Annotated in this window: 18 protein-coding genes and 1 pseudogene; 10 read left to right on the top strand and 9 right to left on the bottom strand. The window is 71.3% G+C overall.

All coding sequences use genetic code 11. The features are described 5' to 3' along the window. Positions 1–14: 14 nt before the first annotated feature. The 3 genes from ACIBU0_RS09945 to ACIBU0_RS09935 are packed head-to-tail and all read left to right on the top strand — an operon-like array spanning position 15 to position 3,096. Positions 15–980, top strand: a complete 966-nt coding sequence (locus ACIBU0_RS09945; RefSeq protein WP_398814452.1) for an ABC transporter ATP-binding protein — start codon at positions 15–17, stop codon at positions 978–980. Continuing rightward, positions 977–1,777, top strand: coding sequence for an ABC transporter permease (locus tag ACIBU0_RS09940; protein WP_398814449.1), 801 nt, complete (start codon positions 977–979; stop codon positions 1,775–1,777). Before ACIBU0_RS09945 ends, ACIBU0_RS09940 begins: the two co-directional genes overlap by 4 nt. Then, positions 1,774–3,096, top strand: coding sequence for a DUF6895 family protein (locus tag ACIBU0_RS09935; RefSeq protein WP_398814446.1), 1,323 nt, complete (start codon positions 1,774–1,776; stop codon positions 3,094–3,096). Before ACIBU0_RS09940 ends, ACIBU0_RS09935 begins: the two co-directional genes overlap by 4 nt. Before the next feature lie 258 nt (positions 3,097–3,354). Here ACIBU0_RS09935 and ACIBU0_RS09930 read toward each other — a convergent pair whose 3' ends face one another. Further along, entirely contained in the window at positions 3,355–4,185 is an 831-nt protein-coding gene (locus tag ACIBU0_RS09930; protein ID WP_398814443.1) for an oxidoreductase, read from the bottom strand. A gap of 105 nt (positions 4,186–4,290) precedes the next feature. Here ACIBU0_RS09930 and ACIBU0_RS09925 point away from each other — a divergent pair, with 105 nt between their 5' ends. Beyond that, positions 4,291–5,193, top strand: a complete 903-nt coding sequence (locus ACIBU0_RS09925; protein ID WP_398814441.1) for a LysR family transcriptional regulator — start codon at positions 4,291–4,293, stop codon at positions 5,191–5,193. A gap of 59 nt (positions 5,194–5,252) precedes the next feature. Here the strand turns inward: ACIBU0_RS09925 and ACIBU0_RS09920 are convergent, their stop codons facing one another. Further along, positions 5,253–5,909: a DUF1326 domain-containing protein gene (locus tag ACIBU0_RS09920; protein ID WP_398814438.1), complete on the bottom strand. Its 657-nt coding sequence runs from the start codon at positions 5,907–5,909 to the stop codon at positions 5,253–5,255. A 159-nt stretch (positions 5,910–6,068) separates the two neighbouring features. On the opposite strand from ACIBU0_RS09920, the gene ACIBU0_RS09915 reads away from it, so the two are divergent. Further along, positions 6,069–6,905, top strand: a complete 837-nt coding sequence (locus tag ACIBU0_RS09915; RefSeq protein ID WP_398814435.1) for a DUF2182 domain-containing protein — start codon at positions 6,069–6,071, stop codon at positions 6,903–6,905. Positions 6,906–6,926: 21 nt separating this feature from the next. Here ACIBU0_RS09915 and ACIBU0_RS09910 read toward each other — a convergent pair whose 3' ends face one another. Both ACIBU0_RS09910 and ACIBU0_RS09905 read right to left on the bottom strand, forming a co-directional pair. After that, positions 6,927–7,424, bottom strand: a complete 498-nt coding sequence (locus tag ACIBU0_RS09910) for a DUF1326 domain-containing protein (protein ID WP_398814433.1) — start codon at positions 7,422–7,424, stop codon at positions 6,927–6,929. Positions 7,425–7,465: 41 nt separating this feature from the next. Further along, on the bottom strand, positions 7,466–7,900 hold the full coding sequence (locus tag ACIBU0_RS09905) for a VOC family protein (protein ID WP_398814430.1): 435 nt from the start codon (positions 7,898–7,900) through the stop codon (positions 7,466–7,468). 144 nt (positions 7,901–8,044) lie between these two features. Between ACIBU0_RS09905 and ACIBU0_RS09900 the strand changes: the two are divergent. Next, a pseudogene (locus tag ACIBU0_RS09900) lies at positions 8,045–8,293 on the top strand (DUF1062 domain-containing protein); the annotation flags it as partial. Positions 8,294–8,328: 35 nt separating this feature from the next. Here the strand turns inward: ACIBU0_RS09900 and ACIBU0_RS09895 are convergent. Then, on the bottom strand, positions 8,329–9,747 hold the full coding sequence (locus ACIBU0_RS09895; RefSeq protein WP_398814427.1) for an ATP-binding protein: 1,419 nt from the start codon (positions 9,745–9,747) through the stop codon (positions 8,329–8,331). A 138-nt stretch (positions 9,748–9,885) separates the two neighbouring features. Continuing rightward, complete coding sequence (ychF, locus tag ACIBU0_RS09890) at positions 9,886–10,974, bottom strand: redox-regulated ATPase YchF (RefSeq protein ID WP_398814424.1); 1,089 nt, start codon at positions 10,972–10,974, stop codon at positions 9,886–9,888. A 362-nt stretch (positions 10,975–11,336) separates the two neighbouring features. Between ychF and ACIBU0_RS09885 the strand changes: the two genes are divergently transcribed. Continuing rightward, the gene (locus tag ACIBU0_RS09885; RefSeq protein WP_398814421.1) at positions 11,337–11,939 is read left to right on the top strand and encodes a DUF6542 domain-containing protein; all 603 of its coding nucleotides are present in this window, start codon (positions 11,337–11,339) and stop codon (positions 11,937–11,939) included. 54 nt (positions 11,940–11,993) lie between these two features. Here the strand turns inward: ACIBU0_RS09885 and ppgK are convergent, their stop codons facing one another. Next, positions 11,994–12,743, bottom strand: a complete 750-nt coding sequence (gene ppgK / locus ACIBU0_RS09880; protein ID WP_398814419.1) for a polyphosphate--glucose phosphotransferase — start codon at positions 12,741–12,743, stop codon at positions 11,994–11,996. Positions 12,744–12,804: 61 nt separating this feature from the next. Then, positions 12,805–13,812, bottom strand: coding sequence for a 4-hydroxy-3-methylbut-2-enyl diphosphate reductase (locus ACIBU0_RS09875; RefSeq protein ID WP_398814416.1), 1,008 nt, complete (start codon positions 13,810–13,812; stop codon positions 12,805–12,807). A gap of 158 nt (positions 13,813–13,970) precedes the next feature. Here ACIBU0_RS09875 and xseA point away from each other — a divergent pair, with 158 nt between their 5' ends. The 3 genes from xseA to ACIBU0_RS09860 all read left to right on the top strand — a co-directional run bounded on the left by xseA (position 13,971) and on the right by ACIBU0_RS09860 (position 16,217). Continuing rightward, positions 13,971–15,203 carry an exodeoxyribonuclease VII large subunit gene (gene xseA / locus ACIBU0_RS09870; protein WP_398814413.1) on the top strand — a complete coding sequence of 411 codons (1,233 nt, stop codon included), beginning with the start codon at positions 13,971–13,973 and terminating at the stop codon, positions 15,201–15,203. Positions 15,204–15,212: 9 nt separating this feature from the next. Beyond that, positions 15,213–15,464, top strand: a complete 252-nt coding sequence (locus ACIBU0_RS09865) for an exodeoxyribonuclease VII small subunit (protein ID WP_398814410.1) — start codon at positions 15,213–15,215, stop codon at positions 15,462–15,464. Between the two features lie 162 nt (positions 15,465–15,626). Continuing rightward, positions 15,627–16,217 carry a malonic semialdehyde reductase gene (locus ACIBU0_RS09860; protein ID WP_398814407.1) on the top strand — a complete coding sequence of 197 codons (591 nt, stop codon included), beginning with the start codon at positions 15,627–15,629 and terminating at the stop codon, positions 16,215–16,217. A gap of 109 nt (positions 16,218–16,326) precedes the next feature. Here ACIBU0_RS09860 and ACIBU0_RS09855 read toward each other — a convergent pair whose 3' ends face one another. After that, a complete protein-coding gene (locus ACIBU0_RS09855; protein ID WP_398814404.1) occupies positions 16,327–16,848 on the bottom strand; it encodes a DUF4245 domain-containing protein in 522 nt (173 codons plus the stop codon). Between the last annotated feature and the right edge of the window lie 84 nt (positions 16,849–16,932).

The following is a 16,932-nucleotide window of genomic DNA, read 5'->3' as shown; positions in this document are numbered from 1 at the left end:
TGGAGGGAATCGACGTGTCAGACGTGGCGGCATCCGCCGCACCGGCCTTCGAACTGACCGACCTCGTCGTGCGCTACGGCAAGGTGTGCGCCGTGGACGGCGTGTCCGTCAGCTCTCCCCCGGGCCGTATCACCGCGCTCCTCGGCCCCAACGGCGCCGGCAAGTCGTCCCTGCTGGGCGTGTTGTCGACGGCCTCGCGGCCGGACGCGGGCACGGTCCGCATCTTCGGCCACGACGTGCTGTCGGCCCCCATGGCCGCCCGCCGCCGGCTCGGGCTCGTCTTCCAGGAACGCACCCTGGACAAGGAGCTGTCCGTGGAGCGCAACCTGTGGTTCCACGCGCGGCTGTTCGGCATGAAGCGGGCCGACGCCCGGGCCCGCATCGGCCTCATGCTGGACCTCTTCGGGCTCACCGACCGCCGCCGGCAGCCGGTCGAGGAGCTGTCCGGCGGCCTGGCGCGACGGGTGGAGATCGCCCGCGCCCTGCTCCACCGCCCCGGGCTGATCATCCTCGACGAGCCCACCAACGGCCTGGACCCGGCCGCCCGCGCCACCGTCTGGGCCGACCTGCTGCGCCTGCGCGACCGCCTGGGCGTCACCGTCCTGTACTCGACGCATTACATGGACGAGGCCGAGTACGCCGACGAGATCGTCATCCTGCAGAAGGGACGGGTCGTCCGGCAGGGCGGCCTGGCCGGGCTCAAGAGCAGTCTGGACTCCTCCCGGATCGTGGTGAGCTGTGCGGACGACGAGGCCGCCGCCCGCCAGTTGCGTGCCGCGGGCTTCGACCCGCTGATCGAGCCCGGCGGTGTCGCGGTGCACTGCGCCGACCCGGAGGCCCGCATCGCGGAAGTGGTCCGCGCCCTCGACGTGCCCGGCCTGACCGTCGCCGTCCGCCATCCGTCCATGAACGACGTCTATCTGGCGGCCGCGTCCGAACCGGAGGGCCCCGGCCGACAGGAGAGGGTGAGCACGCCGTGACCGCAACCGCCGCTCCCACCGCCCCCGCCGCCGTCGAGGAGGGACGGCTGACCGTCGCGCTGCGCGCCGTCGGCGTCATCGCCCACCGCGACCTGCTGCGCCAGGTCAAGAAGCCGGGGATGCTCGTCAGCCAGGGCGTGCAGATCCTGTTCTTCGTCCTTGTCTACGCCGTCGGCTTCAACGGCATGATCGGCTCGGTCGGCCCGGTCTCGTTCAGCGCGTACGTCTACCCGGGGATCATCGCCATCCAGGTCGTGTCGATCGGGGTGGCCTCCGGCCAGACGTATGCCTGGGACCGTGAGTACGGCGTCCTGCGCGAGCTCCTCGTCGCCCCGGTGCCGCGGATCTGCCTGCCGCTCGGCAAGGTGGCCGCCGGGGCGGGGCTGGTGACCGTGCAGAGCGTCGTGATGCTCGCCTTCTCGCCGCTGACCGGGATCGAGCCGACGCCGGGCCGGTTCGTCGCGGCGGTCGGCGTCTACGCGCTCACCGCGGTGGTGTTCAGCGTCATCGGCCTGTGCCTCGCCACCGTCATCAAGCGGGTGCAGACCCTCCAGGCCGCCGTGCAACTGGCCATGTTCCCGATGCTGTTCCTCTCCGGCTCCGTCTTCAGCGCCCAGGACGCCCCCACCTGGCTGGCCTGGATCATGCACGCCAACCCGATGACGTACGCCGTCGACCTGGCCCGACAGACCCTGCTGGGCGGCGGCGGGCTGCTGCCGTGGTGGGTGGATCTGGGGGCGCTCGCAGGGATTCTGGCGGGGGTGCTGGCGGTGCTGCGGGTACGGAGCGCGCGATGAGCCGGAGCACGGGTGCGGGCTCGCAGGGTGCGGTGAGCTGGGCTCCGTTGCCCCCGCATGCGCGGACGGACGCGGCCGGTCATGTGGGGCTCGGTGAGGACGAGGCGGCGGAGCGGGTCCTGGCGGGCGGGCTGCACTGGATCGAGGCGCAGCTGGAGTGGTTCGAGCCCGGGCGCTGGGAGCAGTTCCTGCCCCGCCGCCCCTTCCGGCCCGGTCCCCTCCTGGAACTCCTCGGCCTGATCCGGGTCCTGGACCGCGCGGGCGTCCTGTCCAAGGCGGCACCACTGGCGACGGACGCGCTCGACCTCGCCGAGCGGGTGGCCGCCGACCCGTCCTTCGACGACGGGCTGCGCCGCGCCGACGCGTACTTCCCGTACCACCTCAACCTGATCGGCCTGCTGGAGCTGCTCGGCCGGCCCCAGCCCGCGCGGCGCACGGTGTGCGAGGCACTGCTCGCGGCGGACGCGGGCGGTCATGCCCTGCCGTACAAACCGGCCCTGAATCGCATCGAACTCCGCTACTTCGCCGACCGGGGCGGGTTCGGCGCCCCTCCGTCGCTGCCCCGGCCCGGCGCGCTGCTCGGCGAGAGCATCGCCGCTCTCGGACCGGATGTCCTCCAGCTCAGCGAGAGCGAGACCTACGCCCTCACCCATGTCGTCTTCTACGCCACCGACTTCGGCCACCACAGCCTCACGCTCGGCGGGCACGGGACGGCGGCCCGGCTGCGGGAGGCCGTACGCGTCCTGCTCGGCGTGCACCTCGCCCGCGGCAGCCTGGACCTCCTGGCCGAGCTGCTGCTGTGCACGGCGGCGCTGGACGAGGGGCACGGCACGACCCCGCTGACCCACGCGGGCTGGAACGTGCTGGCCGGCGCGGCACGGCCCGACGGCGCCCTGCCCAGCCCGGTGCACCGTCCCGAGGCCCTGGCCGGCCTCAGCGGCGACAAGGCCGCCGCGTACCTCTTCGGGACCTGCTACCACACCACGACCGCGGCGGTGCTCGCCGCGGCCGTACGGAGACATCGCGGCCAGGGCCGTACAGGGCAGAGCCCCGTTGTGGGCGGCGTCCCGCCCCTGCCGTGCGCGGATCCCGTCGAGATCCGCGCCTGGGCCCGCGAGGTGTCCGCGAGCGCCCGGACCGCCCCCGCCTCCGTACGGGCGGCATGGAGCGACCAGCTCGATCCGCTGCTGGCGCTCTGCGTCCAGGCACGCGATCCGTCCCTGCTCGGAGCACTCCTGCGCGTCGCCGACCACCTGGACCGGTCCGACCGCCCGACACCCCGCCGCGCAGCAGCCCTCCTGACCGCGTGGACGACCTGAACCCGACCTGTGCGCTACCCGCCCGCGTAATCCAGCCCGTCCGGCGTTCGAGCACGAACGGCCACCCCTCGACGCCGGCCCCCGTAATCCAGCCCGTCTGGGGGTGCCCCCTCTGGGGGAGTTTGAGGACGAGGCCCCTTCAGGGCCGAAGCGGGGGTCTGGGGGCCGCAGGCCCCCAGGGACCGGGGTCGAAGGGGCAGCGCCCCTGGGGATGGGACGGGTAGGGGCGGCGGGGGCGAGATCCGTCCGTGCTCGGCCTCACTCGTCGAAGGCGGTCGCCCGCGCGCTCTTCTCCCACGCGGCGACATCCTCGCGAACCTGATCGAGATGGCCGAGAACCGCCGTAACGCCGTCATCGCCGAGCGGCAGCCGCAGCGGTGTGCGGTCGTCCTCCAGCGCGGCCAGGATGACCGCCGCCGCCTTGGCCGGATCCCCGGGCTGGGTGCCGTCGCCGCCGGAGACGAAGCCCCGGGTCTGGCTCACCTTGGGATACAGGCCACTGTCCGTGCTGGCCCCCGCCCGCCCGGTCTCGAACAGCGCCGTACGGAAGGAACCCGGCTCGACGATCAGCACCTTGATGCCGAACTCGGCGACCTCGTCCGCGAGCCCCTCGGACATGCCCTCCAGCGCGAACTTGGTGGCGCTGTACGCCGAGAAGCCCGCGAAGGACATCTGCCCGCCCATGCTGCTCATCTGCACGATGGCTCCGGCCCGCCGCTCACGCATGTGCGGCAGCACAGCACGCGTGAGGGCGGCGGGCCCGAAGACATGCACATCGAACAGCTTGCGCAGCTCGTCCTCGGTTGTCTCCTCGAAGGCGCCCACATGGGTGCGGCCCGCGTTGTTGACCAGCACGTCGATCCGTCCGTGCCGAGCGATCACATCCCGTACGGCGGCCTCGGCGGCCCCCGTGTCGCCGACGTCCAGCCGCAGCGCCTCCACCTGATCGGGATGGGCGGCCACGAGATCGTCCAGCCCCTCGGGCCGCCGTACCGCCCCCACCACCACGTCCCCCTCGGCGAGGGCCGCCTCCGCGATGGCCCGCCCGAAGCCGCTGCTCGCGCCGGTGATCAGCCAAACCTTGTTCATGACAGCTCCTTGTCATCATGTGGTCGCGGTCGCGTCGTCCCGCATGAACAAGCCTGCTGCCCCTGCCGGTTGCGCGTCCAAGACCCACGCTGATAACCGATGGTTATGCCCATGGACGTTCATGTGCGCGACCTGCGCTATTTCCTGACGGTGGCCGAGGAACTGCACTTCACCCGCGCGGCCGAACGGCTCTACGTCTCACAGCCCGCCCTCAGCAAGCAAGTACGCGCGCTGGAGCGGCAGTTGGGCGTGGAGCTGTTCCGCCGTGAGCCGCGGGGCGTCACGCTCACCGAGGCCGGCGCGGCGCTGCTGCCGCACGCCCGACGGGTGCTGGACGCCTGGTCGCAGGGGGCGGCGGCGCTGGAGGCGGCCCGGGTCGCGGCGCGCGGCACGCTGGTGGTCGGGATGAGCACCAGCCCGGGCCGCGGCGGCCTGCTCCCGGCGATCCGCTCCCGCTTCACCGCCGCGCACCCGGACACGGTCCTGCGGCTGCGCCAGGTGAGCTGGGAGGACCCGACGGCGGGCCTGGCGGACGGCGACGCGGACGTGGCCTTCGTCTGGCTGCCCCTGCCCGGCGCCGACCGCTACGCGTGGACGGTGGTGGCGCGGGAGCCGCGCCTGGTCGCTCTCCCGGACGCCCACCCCTTGGCCTCCCGCCCGGAGATCGACTTCTCGGACCTGCTCGACGAGCCGTTCCTCGCCCTGCCGGCGAGTGCGGGGCCGTTGCGCGACTACTGGCTGGCGCTGGAGGAGCGGGGAGGCCGGCCGCCGCACATCGGGGCGGAGATCGCGAGCACGGAGGAGACGTACGAATCCCTGGTCGCCGGCCTCGGGATCTGCCTGGTGGCGACGGGCAACGCACCGCTGATCACCCTGGGCGGAGTGGTGACGCGCCCGGTGCGAGGCCTCTCGCCGAGCCGTTACGCGCTGGCCTGGCGCAGGGAGGACGAGGGCAGGCCGCTGGTGCGGGCTTATGCGGAGGCGTGTCGAAGGGTCAGCGGCGGCTGACCCCGCTCACTGCGCCACTCACTCCGCACACTCACTGCACCGATCACTGTGCCGGACGCTCAGTCCGGGCCGCTCCAGTCGAAGGGGAAGTGCTTGCTCGACTTTCCCGAGCGTTCCCAGGAGAAGCCGAACGCGTCGACACGGTCGGTCGTGGCCCGTCCCCAGGTCGCGACCTGCCCCGGCCCCACCTCCGCACCGGGCGCGCCGTGCACCTGCACCCGTACGCCCTCCGGCGTGGTCGGTCCCGTGAGCGCCTCGGCGCTCGCCGCCACGCGTCCGGGAATCTCGGCACGCCAGGTCCCGAGGTCCTCGTCGACCTCCACCTGGATGGAGGCGGTGTCCATGCCCCGCATCTCAGGGCCGAAGACCTCAAGGAACTGCGCGGGCCAGCCGCCGGCCGCGCCGCCGAAGATCGCCCCGAGTGCGTCGCGTTGCCCCTGGTCCGCCCGCTCGTCGAGGAAGACCGCGGCATACGGATCCGTGTGCTCGCGGGCCCAGACATTGCCCGTGAAGGAGGCGAGTATGAGGACGTTGAGATCGTCGAGACTCACGTCGCCGAAGTTGCCCTCCCGGATGTGCCAGGCCATCACGCCTTCGCAGTCACCGTAAGTGGGAGGCTGCGCGAAGGTGCACGGGCAGGGTATGGCGCACTTGCAGACGTCGAACCAGTCGCCGGCCAGATGCCAGCGTGTTCCGGTGGTCACCTGCTCTGTCATCTTGCTTCCCTCCTTCCGGGCCCGAAGACCCGTGCGGAGTGCGAGCCCATGTCCCGGGTCGCTCCCGGGATCGCGGGGACTCAGTTCCAGTGTGCGCCGACCGGTCGCGTCGCGGTTCGAGGCGTGCTCTCCTGGAAGTGTCCGCGGGAGGCCATGCCGATGCGTATCACCCGGCCCTTCGAGCTCGCGCCCACCCGGTCACCTGCGCCGACCGGAGCCGGCGGGGGGCTGCTGCCGAAGCGTGATCTCGCGGCCGCCTGGCTCCTCGTCGTCCTGATCGCCGCTCCCGCGTGGGCGCTCACCATCGGCCAGGCCCGGGACATGGGGGTCGAGCCCGGCACGATGGGGATGGCCCTGCCGCTGTTCCTGCTGCTGTGGGTGACGATGATGGCGGCCATGATGCTGCCGTCCATGGCGCCGGTGGCCATCACCTGGGTACGGGGGATCGGCCGCCAGTCCTCGGGCTGGACCCGGGCGGTGCGCACCGCCGAGTTCGTCGGCGGGTACCTGGTGATGTGGACCGCCTTCGGGGCGCTCGCCTACGCGGCCCTCGCCCTCACCGGTGATCTGGTGGCCGATCACCCGACCGCCGGGCGCTGGATCGGCTTCACCGCGTTCCTGCTCGCGGGTCTGTATCAGCTCGGTCCCCTCAAGAACGTGTGCCTGCGCCACTGCCGCAATCCCATGAGCCACCTGATGCACTACGCCGGCTACCGGCGTCCGGCCCGCGACCTGAGGGTGGGCGCCCATCACGGCGCCTACTGCGTCGGCTGCTGCGCCGGGCTCATGGTCGTCCTGATCCCGCTCGGTGTGATGAACGTGGCGGCCATGGCGGGGCTGGCCGTGCTGATCTTCGTCGAGAAACTGTGGCCCCGCGGCCCGGCGCTCTCCCGTGTCGCGGGCCTCGTCCTCCTCGTCCTGGCCGGACTCGCCCTGTCCCAGGACTGGTTGCTTCCGGGCCTGCAGGACTCGATGCCGTCGATGGACGGCATGTGACGCACTGACACACGGCCTGGCTCAGGCGCGTCCCGTGCCGGCCCCTCCGGTCTCCTCGCTGCTCGCGGCGGAGTCCACGACCAGGCCCACCTTCCAGTTGCCGGAGGTCAGGTGGGAAGGGAAGTGGTTGTAGAAGGCGAAGTCCACACCGGACAGGTCCAGGTCGTCCAGGTTCCCGTCCGCCGCGTGGAAGACGGCGGTGCCCAGACATTCGGTCCCGCCCTTGGTGTCCCGGGGCTGACCGTCGTAGGGGCAGCTGCACAGCCCTGTCAGGTGGCGCGGGTCTTGATGAACCGGCGTGCGATGAACAGAGCCGGCGGCGGTGGCGGGGTGGCGGCAATGCCCTTCTCGCTCTGGGCGGGGCGGGTGTCGCGCCGGAGGTGTCGGCAGCAGCAGTGGGGGCTCCGGCAGCTTCGTGAAGCGCTGGCGATGGGCCCTTCGGCGGCGGTCCCGGCAGCACCGCCGGTACGCGGGCCCCGACCGGCGGCAGGGGTGGCAGCGGTGGCACCCCTGGTGCAAGCCAGGAGGGCGGTCTCCTGCTGCACCGGCGCGGTGGAGGCTCAGTCGAGGCAGAACTCGTTGCCCTCGATGTCCTGCATCAGGATGCAGGACTCGTTCTCTTCATCGGCAAGCAGCGTTCGTACGTGTACCGCACCGAGCGCGACCAGTCGTGCGCATTCGGCCTCCAGAGCGGCGAGGCGCTCGTCACCCACGAGACCGGTGCCGACCCGCACGTCGAGATGCACCCGATTCTTGACGACCTTCCCTTCGGGAACGCGCTGGAAAAGCAGGCGCGGGCCCACACCGGTGGGATCACTGCATCCGAAGTAGACGACCTGGTCCTCGGGCGGCAGCGAGCGATGGTAGTCCTCCCACGTGGCAAACCCCTCCGGGACCGGCGGTACGACATAGCCCAGCACCTCGCACCAAAAGCCGGCGAGGCGCGCAGGTTCTGCGCAGTCGATGGTGACTTGGAACTGCTTGATCGATGGCATCGGCGCACCATAGCAGGGGGACCGAGTTCCTCATCTCCCGGCGTGGACCGGCAAGTTGTCGCGCCGAAAACCGCTGATGGTCGAACCTGTCTGCCTGCCTCTCGTTCGCCGTCGTTGTCACAGGCTCATCGACGCCCGGCTCCTCGCATCGCCCTCGACTGGGCGGGCGCCCGGCGCCTCGACACCGGCGGATCGGATCACCTGGGCCGGGAGGTGATCGACGTCTCGGTCCGCTTCGCGGCGCCGATCCCTGTCCGGCCGGTGCGGCTGATCGCTGAGGGCTGCGGTCTTTCACGGGCCGCGGTGGAAAGACTGCTCACGGACGGGAAGCTCGTGTCGGCGGTCCGGCTGAGCGGCAGGCTCTCCAGCGACTTCACCTTCACGCCCGAGCGCCGAACCGGCCCTGGGACGCCGACGCATGCCGCCGCTCACAGCGGCCAAGCGCTCAGCAGATCGCCGGGGCCGTAGGCGGCATCGAGTCCAGGGCAGTCGACACCGCTGCGTGAGACCGCCACGACCGGGAGGGGCTCGGCGGTGAGAGCAGCCCGGTGGCGGTGGAGGGCTGCCAGGTCGTGCCGGTCGAAGGGGGACCGCTCCAGCCACTTGACGGAGCCGACGAAGAGCAGCTCCTTGGCGACGGGGGCGCGGTCCGCGCCGACGATGTCGATCTCCACGTCGTTGGTGCGCGTCCAGTAGCCGCCCACCGCGGGTGCCGCGGGCAGCCGGTCGTCGGGCAGCGTCCGGGCGAGCGCCTCGCGGACGAGCGGCTCGACGGCCCGCCCGCGCCAGCTGGTCCAGTTCTCCCGGATCCGCGCCAGGGTCAGATCGCCCCGTCCCCGCTCGATCTCCTCCATGGAGGGGCCGAGAAGGTGCAGCCAGAACCGCAGGTAGGGATCGGCCACCCGGTAGCGGCGGTCCTTCGACGGCCGCGGGGACACGGGGAGTTCGGCGGCGATGATCCTCTTCTCCGTGAGCAGTTCCAGCGCCCGCTGCAGCGGGGTGGCCGCGATCCCGCCGGCCGCGCGGGCGATGTTGGTGAAGGTCCGCTCGCCACTGCCGATCGCCGCCAGCACCGTACGGGCCTGGGCCTGCGGCGGGAACTCCGCGGCCAGCGAGCGTTCGGCCGACACCAGCAGGGCCGAGACCGGGTCGTTCAGCGCCTCGCCGAGGAAGTCCCACAGGCCCGCGCCGTGCGGCCACTCCGCGCAGATCAGCGGCAGCCCGCCGGTGACCAGCGCGGCATCGAAGGCCTCCGCCGCGTCCAGCCCCAGCATCCGCCCCACCTCGGCCGGGTTCAGCGGCCCGAGCACCATCTCCCGACCGCGCTGGTGGAAGGGACGTCCGTAGCTGTTCAGCGCCTCCATCATCGACAGGTCCGAGCCGATGAGGACGAGCAGGACGGGCTTGGTCTCCAGCACCCGGTCCCAGGCCCGCTGCAGCATCCCCTCGAAGGCGCCGTCGGCATCCATCAGATACGGCACCTCGTCGATGACCAGCACGCTCGCCCGGTCGGCGGGGAGCGCCGCGGCCAGGACATCGAACGCGGCATCCCAGCTCTCCGGCCGCGCGGCGGCCACCAGCTGTGCCAGCGGAAGCGTCGAGACCCGGGCGTCCCGGGCCAGCCGCGCCAGATCGTCCCCGGCGGACGCACCGGTGGCCGCGTAGAACAAGAACGGCGCCCCGGAACGCTCGACGAACCGCTCGACCAGCCGCGACTTGCCCACCCGTCGCCGCCCACGCAGCATCACGCACCGGCCCGGCCGCTCCCCGCCGACCCCCGCGGCGACCTTGTGCAGCTCACGCTCCAGCGTCGCCAGCTCCGGCCGGCGACCGACGAACTCGACCATGACTGCCGCCCTTCACCGATACCCGACAGGAGACAAAAAACTAACACCACTGTTAGTAACAGCGATGTTAGCAACATGCCCCCGTACAAGGCCGGACAGCCAAGGGGCCCGCCCCCGATGAGCCGGACCCCTTCTGACCTAGACGTTGAAGCGGAACTCCACGACGTCCCCGTCCTGCATCACGTAGTCCTTGCCCTCCATGCGCGCCTTCCCCTTCGCGCGGGCCTCCGCGACCGAGCCGGTCTCCACCAGGTCGGCGAAGGAGATGACCTCGGCCTTGATGAAGCCCTTCTGGAAGTCGGTGTGGATGACACCGGCGGCCTCGGGGGCGGTGGCGCCCTTCTTGATGGTCCAGGCGCGGGATTCCTTGGGGCCGGCCGTGAGGTAGGTCTGCAGGCCGAGGGTGTTGAAGCCGACGCGGGCAAGGGTGGCGAGGCCGGGCTCCTCGGCGCCGACCGATTCCAGCAGCTCCATCGCGTCCGCCTCGTCGAGCTCGGCGAGGTCCGCCTCCAGCTTGGCGTTGAGGAAGATCGCTTCGGCGGGGGCGACCAGGGCGCGCTGCTCGTTCTTGAAGTCCTCGTCGATCAGTTCGTCCTCGTCGACGTTGAAGACGTAGAGGAAGGGCTTGGTGGTGAGGAGGTGCAGGTCGTGCAGGAGCTCGTTGCGCTCGGTGCCCTGGACGATGCCGTGCGCGAAGAGCGTGTCGCCCTTCTCCAGGATCTCCTTGGCCTCCTCGACCGCCTTGACCTTGGGTGCGACGTCCTTCTTGATCCGCGACTCCTTCTGGAGGCGCGGCAGGACCTTCTCGATGGTCTGGAGGTCGGCGAGGATCAGCTCGGTGTTGATCGTCTCGATGTCGTCCTTCGGCGAGACCTTGCCGTCGACGTGGACGACGTTCTCGTCCTTGAAGGCGCGGATGACCTGGCAGATGGCGTCGGACTCACGGATGTTCGCGAGGAACTTGTTGCCCAGGCCCTCGCCCTCGCTCGCACCGCGCACAATGCCCGCGATGTCGACGAAGTCGACGGTCGCCGGGAGGATCCTCTGGGAACCGAAGATCTCGGCCAACTTGGTCAGGCGCGCGTCCGGGACGCCCACGACGCCGACGTTCGGCTCGATCGTGGCGAACGGGTAGTTGGCCGCCAGCACGTCGTTCTTGGTCAGGGCGTTGAACAGGGTCGACTTGCCGACATTCGGCAGACCGACGATTCCGATCGTGAGCGACACGTTGCGACTTCCCGTACGTGAGAGGACTTCAGGGGCTGGGCTGGGGCCCGGTCCTTCTTCGATCTTCGATACAGATCGATCTTCGACGCAGATGCACGGGCCGATCCACCAGTCTACGGCGTGCCGGGCCCCGCCCCGGCGTCGTACCGAACACCTGGCCAAGGTCCGCCCCCCGGGCGTGTCTGAGGGCCGATTCGGCACATAAGCCGACCTAAGTTGGTCCAGTGGAACAACACAGGGCGCGGGCGGACAGGTACGGATCGCGGCGCGGCACGTCACCGCCGTTGCCGCCGCAGGCGGCGCGGGGTGAGGGCGGATTCGGGCGGGGTGAGGGTCGTATGGCGCGGGGTGGGGACAGATCGATGAGGGGGGAAGGGGGGTTCGCGGGCGAAGGGAGCGGTCCCGCTCGGTCCGCCCGAACCGGCCGGCCCGCACGGACCGCCCGCCCCGCCCGGCCCGACGGGCCCGTCCGCTCCACCCGACCCGTCGCCCAGCGCCGCCCGGGAGCGGCCGCGGCGGCAGCAGCCGTACGGCGCCCCGGACCGCCCCCGCCACCGCAGGCGGCGCCCCGGTTCCCCAACCCCCGGCTCACCGGCCTGGGCTGCGGTCTGTTCTGCGGTGCCGTGATGATCCTGCTCGGCTACCTCGACGCGCTGCTGTTCGGCGCGTCCCTCACGGTGTACAGCGTGCTGTTCCTGCCGGTGTGTGTGCTGACCGCGGTGTGGGTGCGCAGGGGCGACCTGCTGACCGCGCCGGTGGTCCTGCCCATCGCGTTCGCCGTGGGGCTGGTTCCGGTGGCGGACAACGGCGGGGGAATCGGCGGTCACCTGATGGAGCTCTTCACCGCCCTCGCCATGCAGGCCGGGTGGCTGTACGGGGGGACGCTGCTCGCCGGTCTCATCGTGACCGTGCGAAAGGTCCGCGTGCTGGCCCGCAGGGCAGCGGCCCGCCGCCGGTCGCTGTGACCGCCGGACAGGCCGCCTGATCCGCCGCGCGGGCGCCTGATCCGCCGACAGGCCCTAACGGCCCGTCTCCGCCGCCCGCATCGCCGCCCCCACGATCCCCGCGTTGTTCTGCAGCTGGGCCGGGACGATCTCCGCCTTGATGCCCTGGATGTGGTGCAGGAACTTGTGGGACTTCCGGCTCACCCCGCCGCCGATGATGAACAGCTCCGGAGAGAACAGCATCTCGACGTGGGCGAGGTACTTCTGGACGCGGTGGGCCCAGTGCTCCCACGTCAGTTCCTCGTCCTCCTTGGCCTTGCTGGAGGCGCGCTTCTCGGCGTCGTGGCCGTGGAGTTCGAGGTGGCCCAGCTCGGTGTTGGGGACCAGGGCGCCGTCGAGGAACAGCGCGCTGCCGATGCCCGTGCCGAACGTGAGGAGGATCACGGTGCCGCGGCGGTCGCGGCCCGCGCCGAAGTGCATCTCGGCGACGCCGGCCGCGTCCGCGTCGTTGACCACCGTCACCGGCAGGCCGCCGAGGCGCTCGCTGAACAACGCGCGCGCGTCGGTGTCGATCCAGCTCTTGTCGACGTTCGCCGCCGTACGGATCGTGGATCCGTCGGTGACGACGCCGGGGAAGGTGAGCCCGACCGGCCCCGCCCAGCCGTAGTGCTCGACGACCTGCTGCACGCCGTCGGCCACCCCGTCGGGCGTGGCCGGGTGCGGAGTGAGCACCTTGAAGCGCTCCTGAGCGAGGTCGCCCTTGTCCAGGTCCACCGGGGCGCCCTTGATCCCGGATCCACCGATGTCCACGCCGAAGATCTGCATGGCCCTACGTTACGACGGTGGACTGACAGTCACGACGGCGAGGACCGGCAGTCGCGAGGACTCAGTCGCCGGAGCCGGTGCGCTCGGCGATCAGCGCCGCCGCCTCCTCGCGCAGGTCCCGGCGCAGTTCCTTCGGCAGGGAGAAGGTGATGGACTCCTCGGCCGCCTTGACGAGTTCGACGTCGCCGTAGCCGCGCTGGGCGAGCCACTCCAGGACCTCCTCCACGAGGACCTCCGGGACGGAAGCGCCGGAGGTGACGCCCACCGTCGTCACGCCCTCCAGCCAGGCCTCGTCGATCTCGCTCGCGAAGTCCACGAGGTAGGCCTCGCGCGCGCCGGCCAGCTTGGCGACCTCGACGAGGCGCTTGGAGTTGGAGGAGTTGCGGGAGCCGACGACGATGACCAGCTCGGCCTCGGCGCCCATCTGCTTCACCGCGAGCTGGCGGTTCTGCGTGGCGTAGCAGATGTCGTCGCTCGGCGGGGAGATCAGCCGGGGGAACTTCTCCTTCAGGGCGTCGACGGTCTCCATCGTCTCGTCGACGGAGAGGGTGGTCTGCGACAGCCAGACGACCTTCGACGGGTCGCGGACCTCGACCTTGGCGACGTCCTTCGGGCCGTCGACGAGCTGGATGTGGTCGGGGGCCTCGCCGGACGTGCCGATGACCTCTTCGTGGCCCTCGTGCCCGATCAGGAGGATGTCGTAGTCCTCGTTGGCGAAGCGGACGGCTTCCTTGTGGACCTTGGTGACCAGCGGGCAGGTGGCGTCGATGGTGGCCAGCTTGCCGCGCTCGGCTTCTTCGTGGACGGTCGGGGCGACGCCGTGCGCCGAGAACATGACGATGTTGCCCGGCGGGACCTCCTCCGTCTGCTCGACGAAGATGGCGCCCTTCTTCTCCAGGGTCTGCACGACGTACTTGTTGTGGACGATCTCGTGCCGGACGTACACCGGAGCGCCGTACTGCTCCAGGGCTTTCTCGACGGCGATCACGGCGCGGTCCACGCCCGCGCAGTAGCCACGGGGCGCGGCGAGGAGGACACGGCGGCCAGGCGAAGCAGTCATGCACCCCATCGTAAGGGTGCGTCCGGGGGTCGGAGATCGCGTGGGTGACGGGGTGGTGGGGAGACTGACGGCGAGTTGTGAGGGGTGGGAAACGACGGGGGCGGACGTGGCGACGGGGCAGCGGCGCTTGGCCGTGTGCTGTCGGTGGGGGCCGTTACGCTCGGCGCATGGCTGTGAACACGTCGCCCGAATCGCCCCTGCCCGTCGGTGAGGTGTCGCGGCTCATCGGGGGGTGGATCGACCGGCTCGGGGCGATCTGGGTCGAGGGACAGATCACTCAGTTGTCGCGGCGGCCGGGCGCCGGCGTGGTGTTTCTGACGCTGCGCGATCCGTCGTACGACATCTCCGTGAGCGTGACGGCGTACCGGCAGGTGTTCGACGCCGTGGCCGACGTGGTGAGCGAGGGCGCCCGGGTCGTCGTGCTCGCCAAGCCCGAGTGGTACGCCCCGCGCGGCCAGCTCTCCCTGCGCGCCGCCGAGATAAGGCCCGTCGGCGTCGGTGAGCTGCTCGCCCGGCTGGAGATGCTGAAGAAGGCCCTCGCCGCGGAGGGGCTCTTCGCGGCGGAGCGGAAGAAGCCGCTGCCCTTCCTCCCCCAGCTGATCGGCCTCGTCTGCGGACGGGCCTCCGCCGCCGAGCGGGACGTGCTGGAGAACGCCCGGCACCGCTGGCCCGCCGTCCGCTTCGAGGTGCGCAACGTCCCCGTGCAGGGCGTGCACGCCGTACCGCAGGTCGTGCAGGCGGTCAAAGAGCTCGACGAGATCGACGACGTGGATGTCATCATCGTCGCCCGTGGCGGCGGGAGCGTCGAGGACCTGCTGCCCTTCTCCGACGAGCAGCTGGTCCGGGCCGTCGCCGCGTGCCGTACGCCCGTCGTGTCCGCGATCGGGCACGAGCCGGACAATCCGCTGCTCGACCACGTCGCCGATCTGCGCGCCTCGACCCCCACGGACGCCGCCAAGAAGGTCGTACCGGACGTCGGCGAGGAGTACGAGCGGGTACGGCTGCTGCGCGACCGCGCCCGGCGATGCGTCGAGGCCTTCATCGAGCGGGAGGAGCGCGGGCTCGCCCACGCCCTCGCGCGGCCCTCGATAGAGGATCCGCACCGGATGATCGACGAGCGGGCCGATCACGTGGCCTCGCTCCTCGACCGCGGGCGCCGCTGCCTGGGCCACCACCTCGACCGGGCCGAGTCGGAGCTGACGCACACGCACGCGCGCGTGGTGGCACTCTCGCCCGCGGCGACCCTGAAGCGGGGGTATGCGGTGCTGCAGAAGTCCGACGGGCACGTGGTGCGCGACCCGGGCGAGGTGACGGCGGACGAGGCGCTGCGGGCGCGGGTCGCCGAGGGTGAGTTCTCCGTACGCGTCGACGCACGCGTCGACGCACAGGCCGATGCATAGGGTGGGCGAATGACCGGCAAGGTGGAAGAGGCACTGGGCTACGAGCAGGCCCGCGACGAGCTGATCGAGGTCGTACGGCGGCTGGAGGCGGGCGGTACGACGCTGGAGGAGTCCCTGGCGCTGTGGGAGCGGGGCGAGGAGCTGGCCAAGGTGTGCCGGCGCTGGCTGGAGGGTGCGCGGGCACGCCTGGACGCGGCGCTCGCCGAGGAGGCCGAGGCCGAGGCGGAGCAGGGAGACGGTGCGGGCGAGGGCCGGTCGTAGCGCGAGGGCGGCGACGGGTGTCGCAGATGCGGGGCGGCACTGTGAAGAGGATCACCAGAGCCCGTCATTTGTTGAAACTTGAACTTGACTTGCGTACCGTCGACAGCGAAACCGGTCCCCGGTCCGTTTACGCGCACGACGCCAACCCGAGAAGGTTCACGCATGTCTCTCGTCCTTGACCCCGCCGCCCAGGACCTGCTGTTCCGCGAGGCCCGCACCGCGAACACCTTCACCGACGAGCCGGTGACCGAGGAGCAGGTCCAGGCGATCTACGACCTGGTCAAGTACGGCCCCACCGCCTTCAACCAGACCCCCCTGCGCATCACCCTGGTGCGCTCCGCCGAGGCCCGTGAGCGCCTCGTGCAGCACATGGCCGAGGGCAACCAGGCCAAGACCGCCACCGCCCCGCTGGTCGCGATCCTCTCCGCGGACAACGAGTTCCACGAGGAGCTGCCGCACCTCTTCCCGGCCTTCCCGCAGGCGAAGGACGTCTTCTTCAGCGAGCGCGCGGCCCGTGAGAACGCCGCCGGCATGAACGCCGCCCTCCAGGCCGCGTACTTCATCGTCGGCGTCCGGGCCGCCGGGCTGGCCGCCGGCCCCATGACCGGCTTCGACTTCGAGGGCGTCCGCAAGGAGTTCCTGGACGACGACCACACCCCGCTGATGGTCGTCAACATCGGCAAGCCGGGCCCCGACGCCTGGTACCCGCGCTCCCCGCGCCTGGAGTTCGACCAGGTCGTCACCACGGTCTGACGGACCCCGCGCACAGCGAAGGCCCCCGGCGGCAAACCCGGGGGCCTTCGTCATGTCTTCGCGGTCGCCGTCCCTGCGGCCGCTGTCCCTGCGGTCACCGCGCCCGCGGTCACGCCGTCCTCAGCGCCGACGCCAGCCGCGTCAGCTGCTCGAACGACCCCGTGCCCGCCACGACGGTCGTCGCGCCCTTCTCCCGGTACACGAGCGCGTCGTATCGGCCGCCCGTGTACCGCGTCCACGTCCGGTCGCCGATCTTCTGGGTGACCTTGGTCTCCCGCGCGCCCTGGGTGGCCTCCTCCAGGAACATCGACGGCTTCTGAGTCGACTGCTCGATCTGGACGTACTCCCCGTCGGGGGTGTGGAAGCCGAGATGCCAGGCGTCGAACTCGTCACCCTGGAAGCGGACGGAGGTCGCCTTCCAGGAGTCGGGCAGGCCCTGCGGCGCGGCCACCGGATAGGACGCCGCACGGCGGGCCGTCAGCAGCTCCACGCGGTAGTCGACGCGCGGGAGGTCGGGGTCGCCCTCCTCATGGGGAACGAAGAGATAGATGACCCCTGCCGCGAGCACGGTCACCCCGAGGGAGAGGACCATGTTCCGGACCGACTTCTGCTTGCCGTTCGAACCTGCCACGCCCCCTATCGTCGCAGGTGCCCCGGCCTGCTCATCCGTGGGGCCCCCTGCTCATTCTGCCCACCCGGGGATAGAGTCAGGGCC

The sequence above is a fragment of the Streptomyces sp. NPDC049627 genome (assembly GCF_044465645.1).
Lineage (GTDB): Bacteria > Actinomycetota > Actinomycetes > Streptomycetales > Streptomycetaceae > Streptomyces.
This window is presented reverse-complemented; position numbering and strand designations above follow the sequence as displayed.

What these genes read in the sequence shown, in the direction of transcription:
- ACIBU0_RS09915 (WP_398814435.1), top strand. Translation starts at nt 6,069, where the DNA reads ATGCGTATCACCCGGCCCTTCGAGCTCGCGCCCACCCGGTCACCTGCG.
- ACIBU0_RS09885 (WP_398814421.1), top strand. Translation starts at nt 11,337, where the DNA reads ATGAGGGGGGAAGGGGGGTTCGCGGGCGAAGGGAGCGGTCCCGCTCGG.
- ACIBU0_RS09875 (WP_398814416.1), bottom strand. Translation starts at nt 13,812, where the DNA reads ATGGGGTGCATGACTGCTTCGCCTGGCCGCCGTGTCCTCCTCGCCGCG.
- ACIBU0_RS09905 (WP_398814430.1), bottom strand. Translation starts at nt 7,900, where the DNA reads ATGCCATCGATCAAGCAGTTCCAAGTCACCATCGACTGCGCAGAACCT.
- ACIBU0_RS09920 (WP_398814438.1), bottom strand. Translation starts at nt 5,909, where the DNA reads ATGACAGAGCAGGTGACCACCGGAACACGCTGGCATCTGGCCGGCGAC.
- ppgK (WP_398814419.1), bottom strand. Translation starts at nt 12,743, where the DNA reads ATGCAGATCTTCGGCGTGGACATCGGTGGATCCGGGATCAAGGGCGCC.
- xseA (WP_398814413.1), top strand. Translation starts at nt 13,971, where the DNA reads ATGGCTGTGAACACGTCGCCCGAATCGCCCCTGCCCGTCGGTGAGGTG.
- ACIBU0_RS09865 (WP_398814410.1), top strand. Translation starts at nt 15,213, where the DNA reads ATGACCGGCAAGGTGGAAGAGGCACTGGGCTACGAGCAGGCCCGCGAC.
- ACIBU0_RS09935 (WP_398814446.1), top strand. Translation starts at nt 1,774, where the DNA reads ATGAGCCGGAGCACGGGTGCGGGCTCGCAGGGTGCGGTGAGCTGGGCT.
- ACIBU0_RS09860 (WP_398814407.1), top strand. Translation starts at nt 15,627, where the DNA reads ATGTCTCTCGTCCTTGACCCCGCCGCCCAGGACCTGCTGTTCCGCGAG.
- ACIBU0_RS09930 (WP_398814443.1), bottom strand. Translation starts at nt 4,185, where the DNA reads ATGAACAAGGTTTGGCTGATCACCGGCGCGAGCAGCGGCTTCGGGCGG.
- ACIBU0_RS09895 (WP_398814427.1), bottom strand. Translation starts at nt 9,747, where the DNA reads ATGGTCGAGTTCGTCGGTCGCCGGCCGGAGCTGGCGACGCTGGAGCGT.
- ACIBU0_RS09925 (WP_398814441.1), top strand. Translation starts at nt 4,291, where the DNA reads ATGCCCATGGACGTTCATGTGCGCGACCTGCGCTATTTCCTGACGGTG.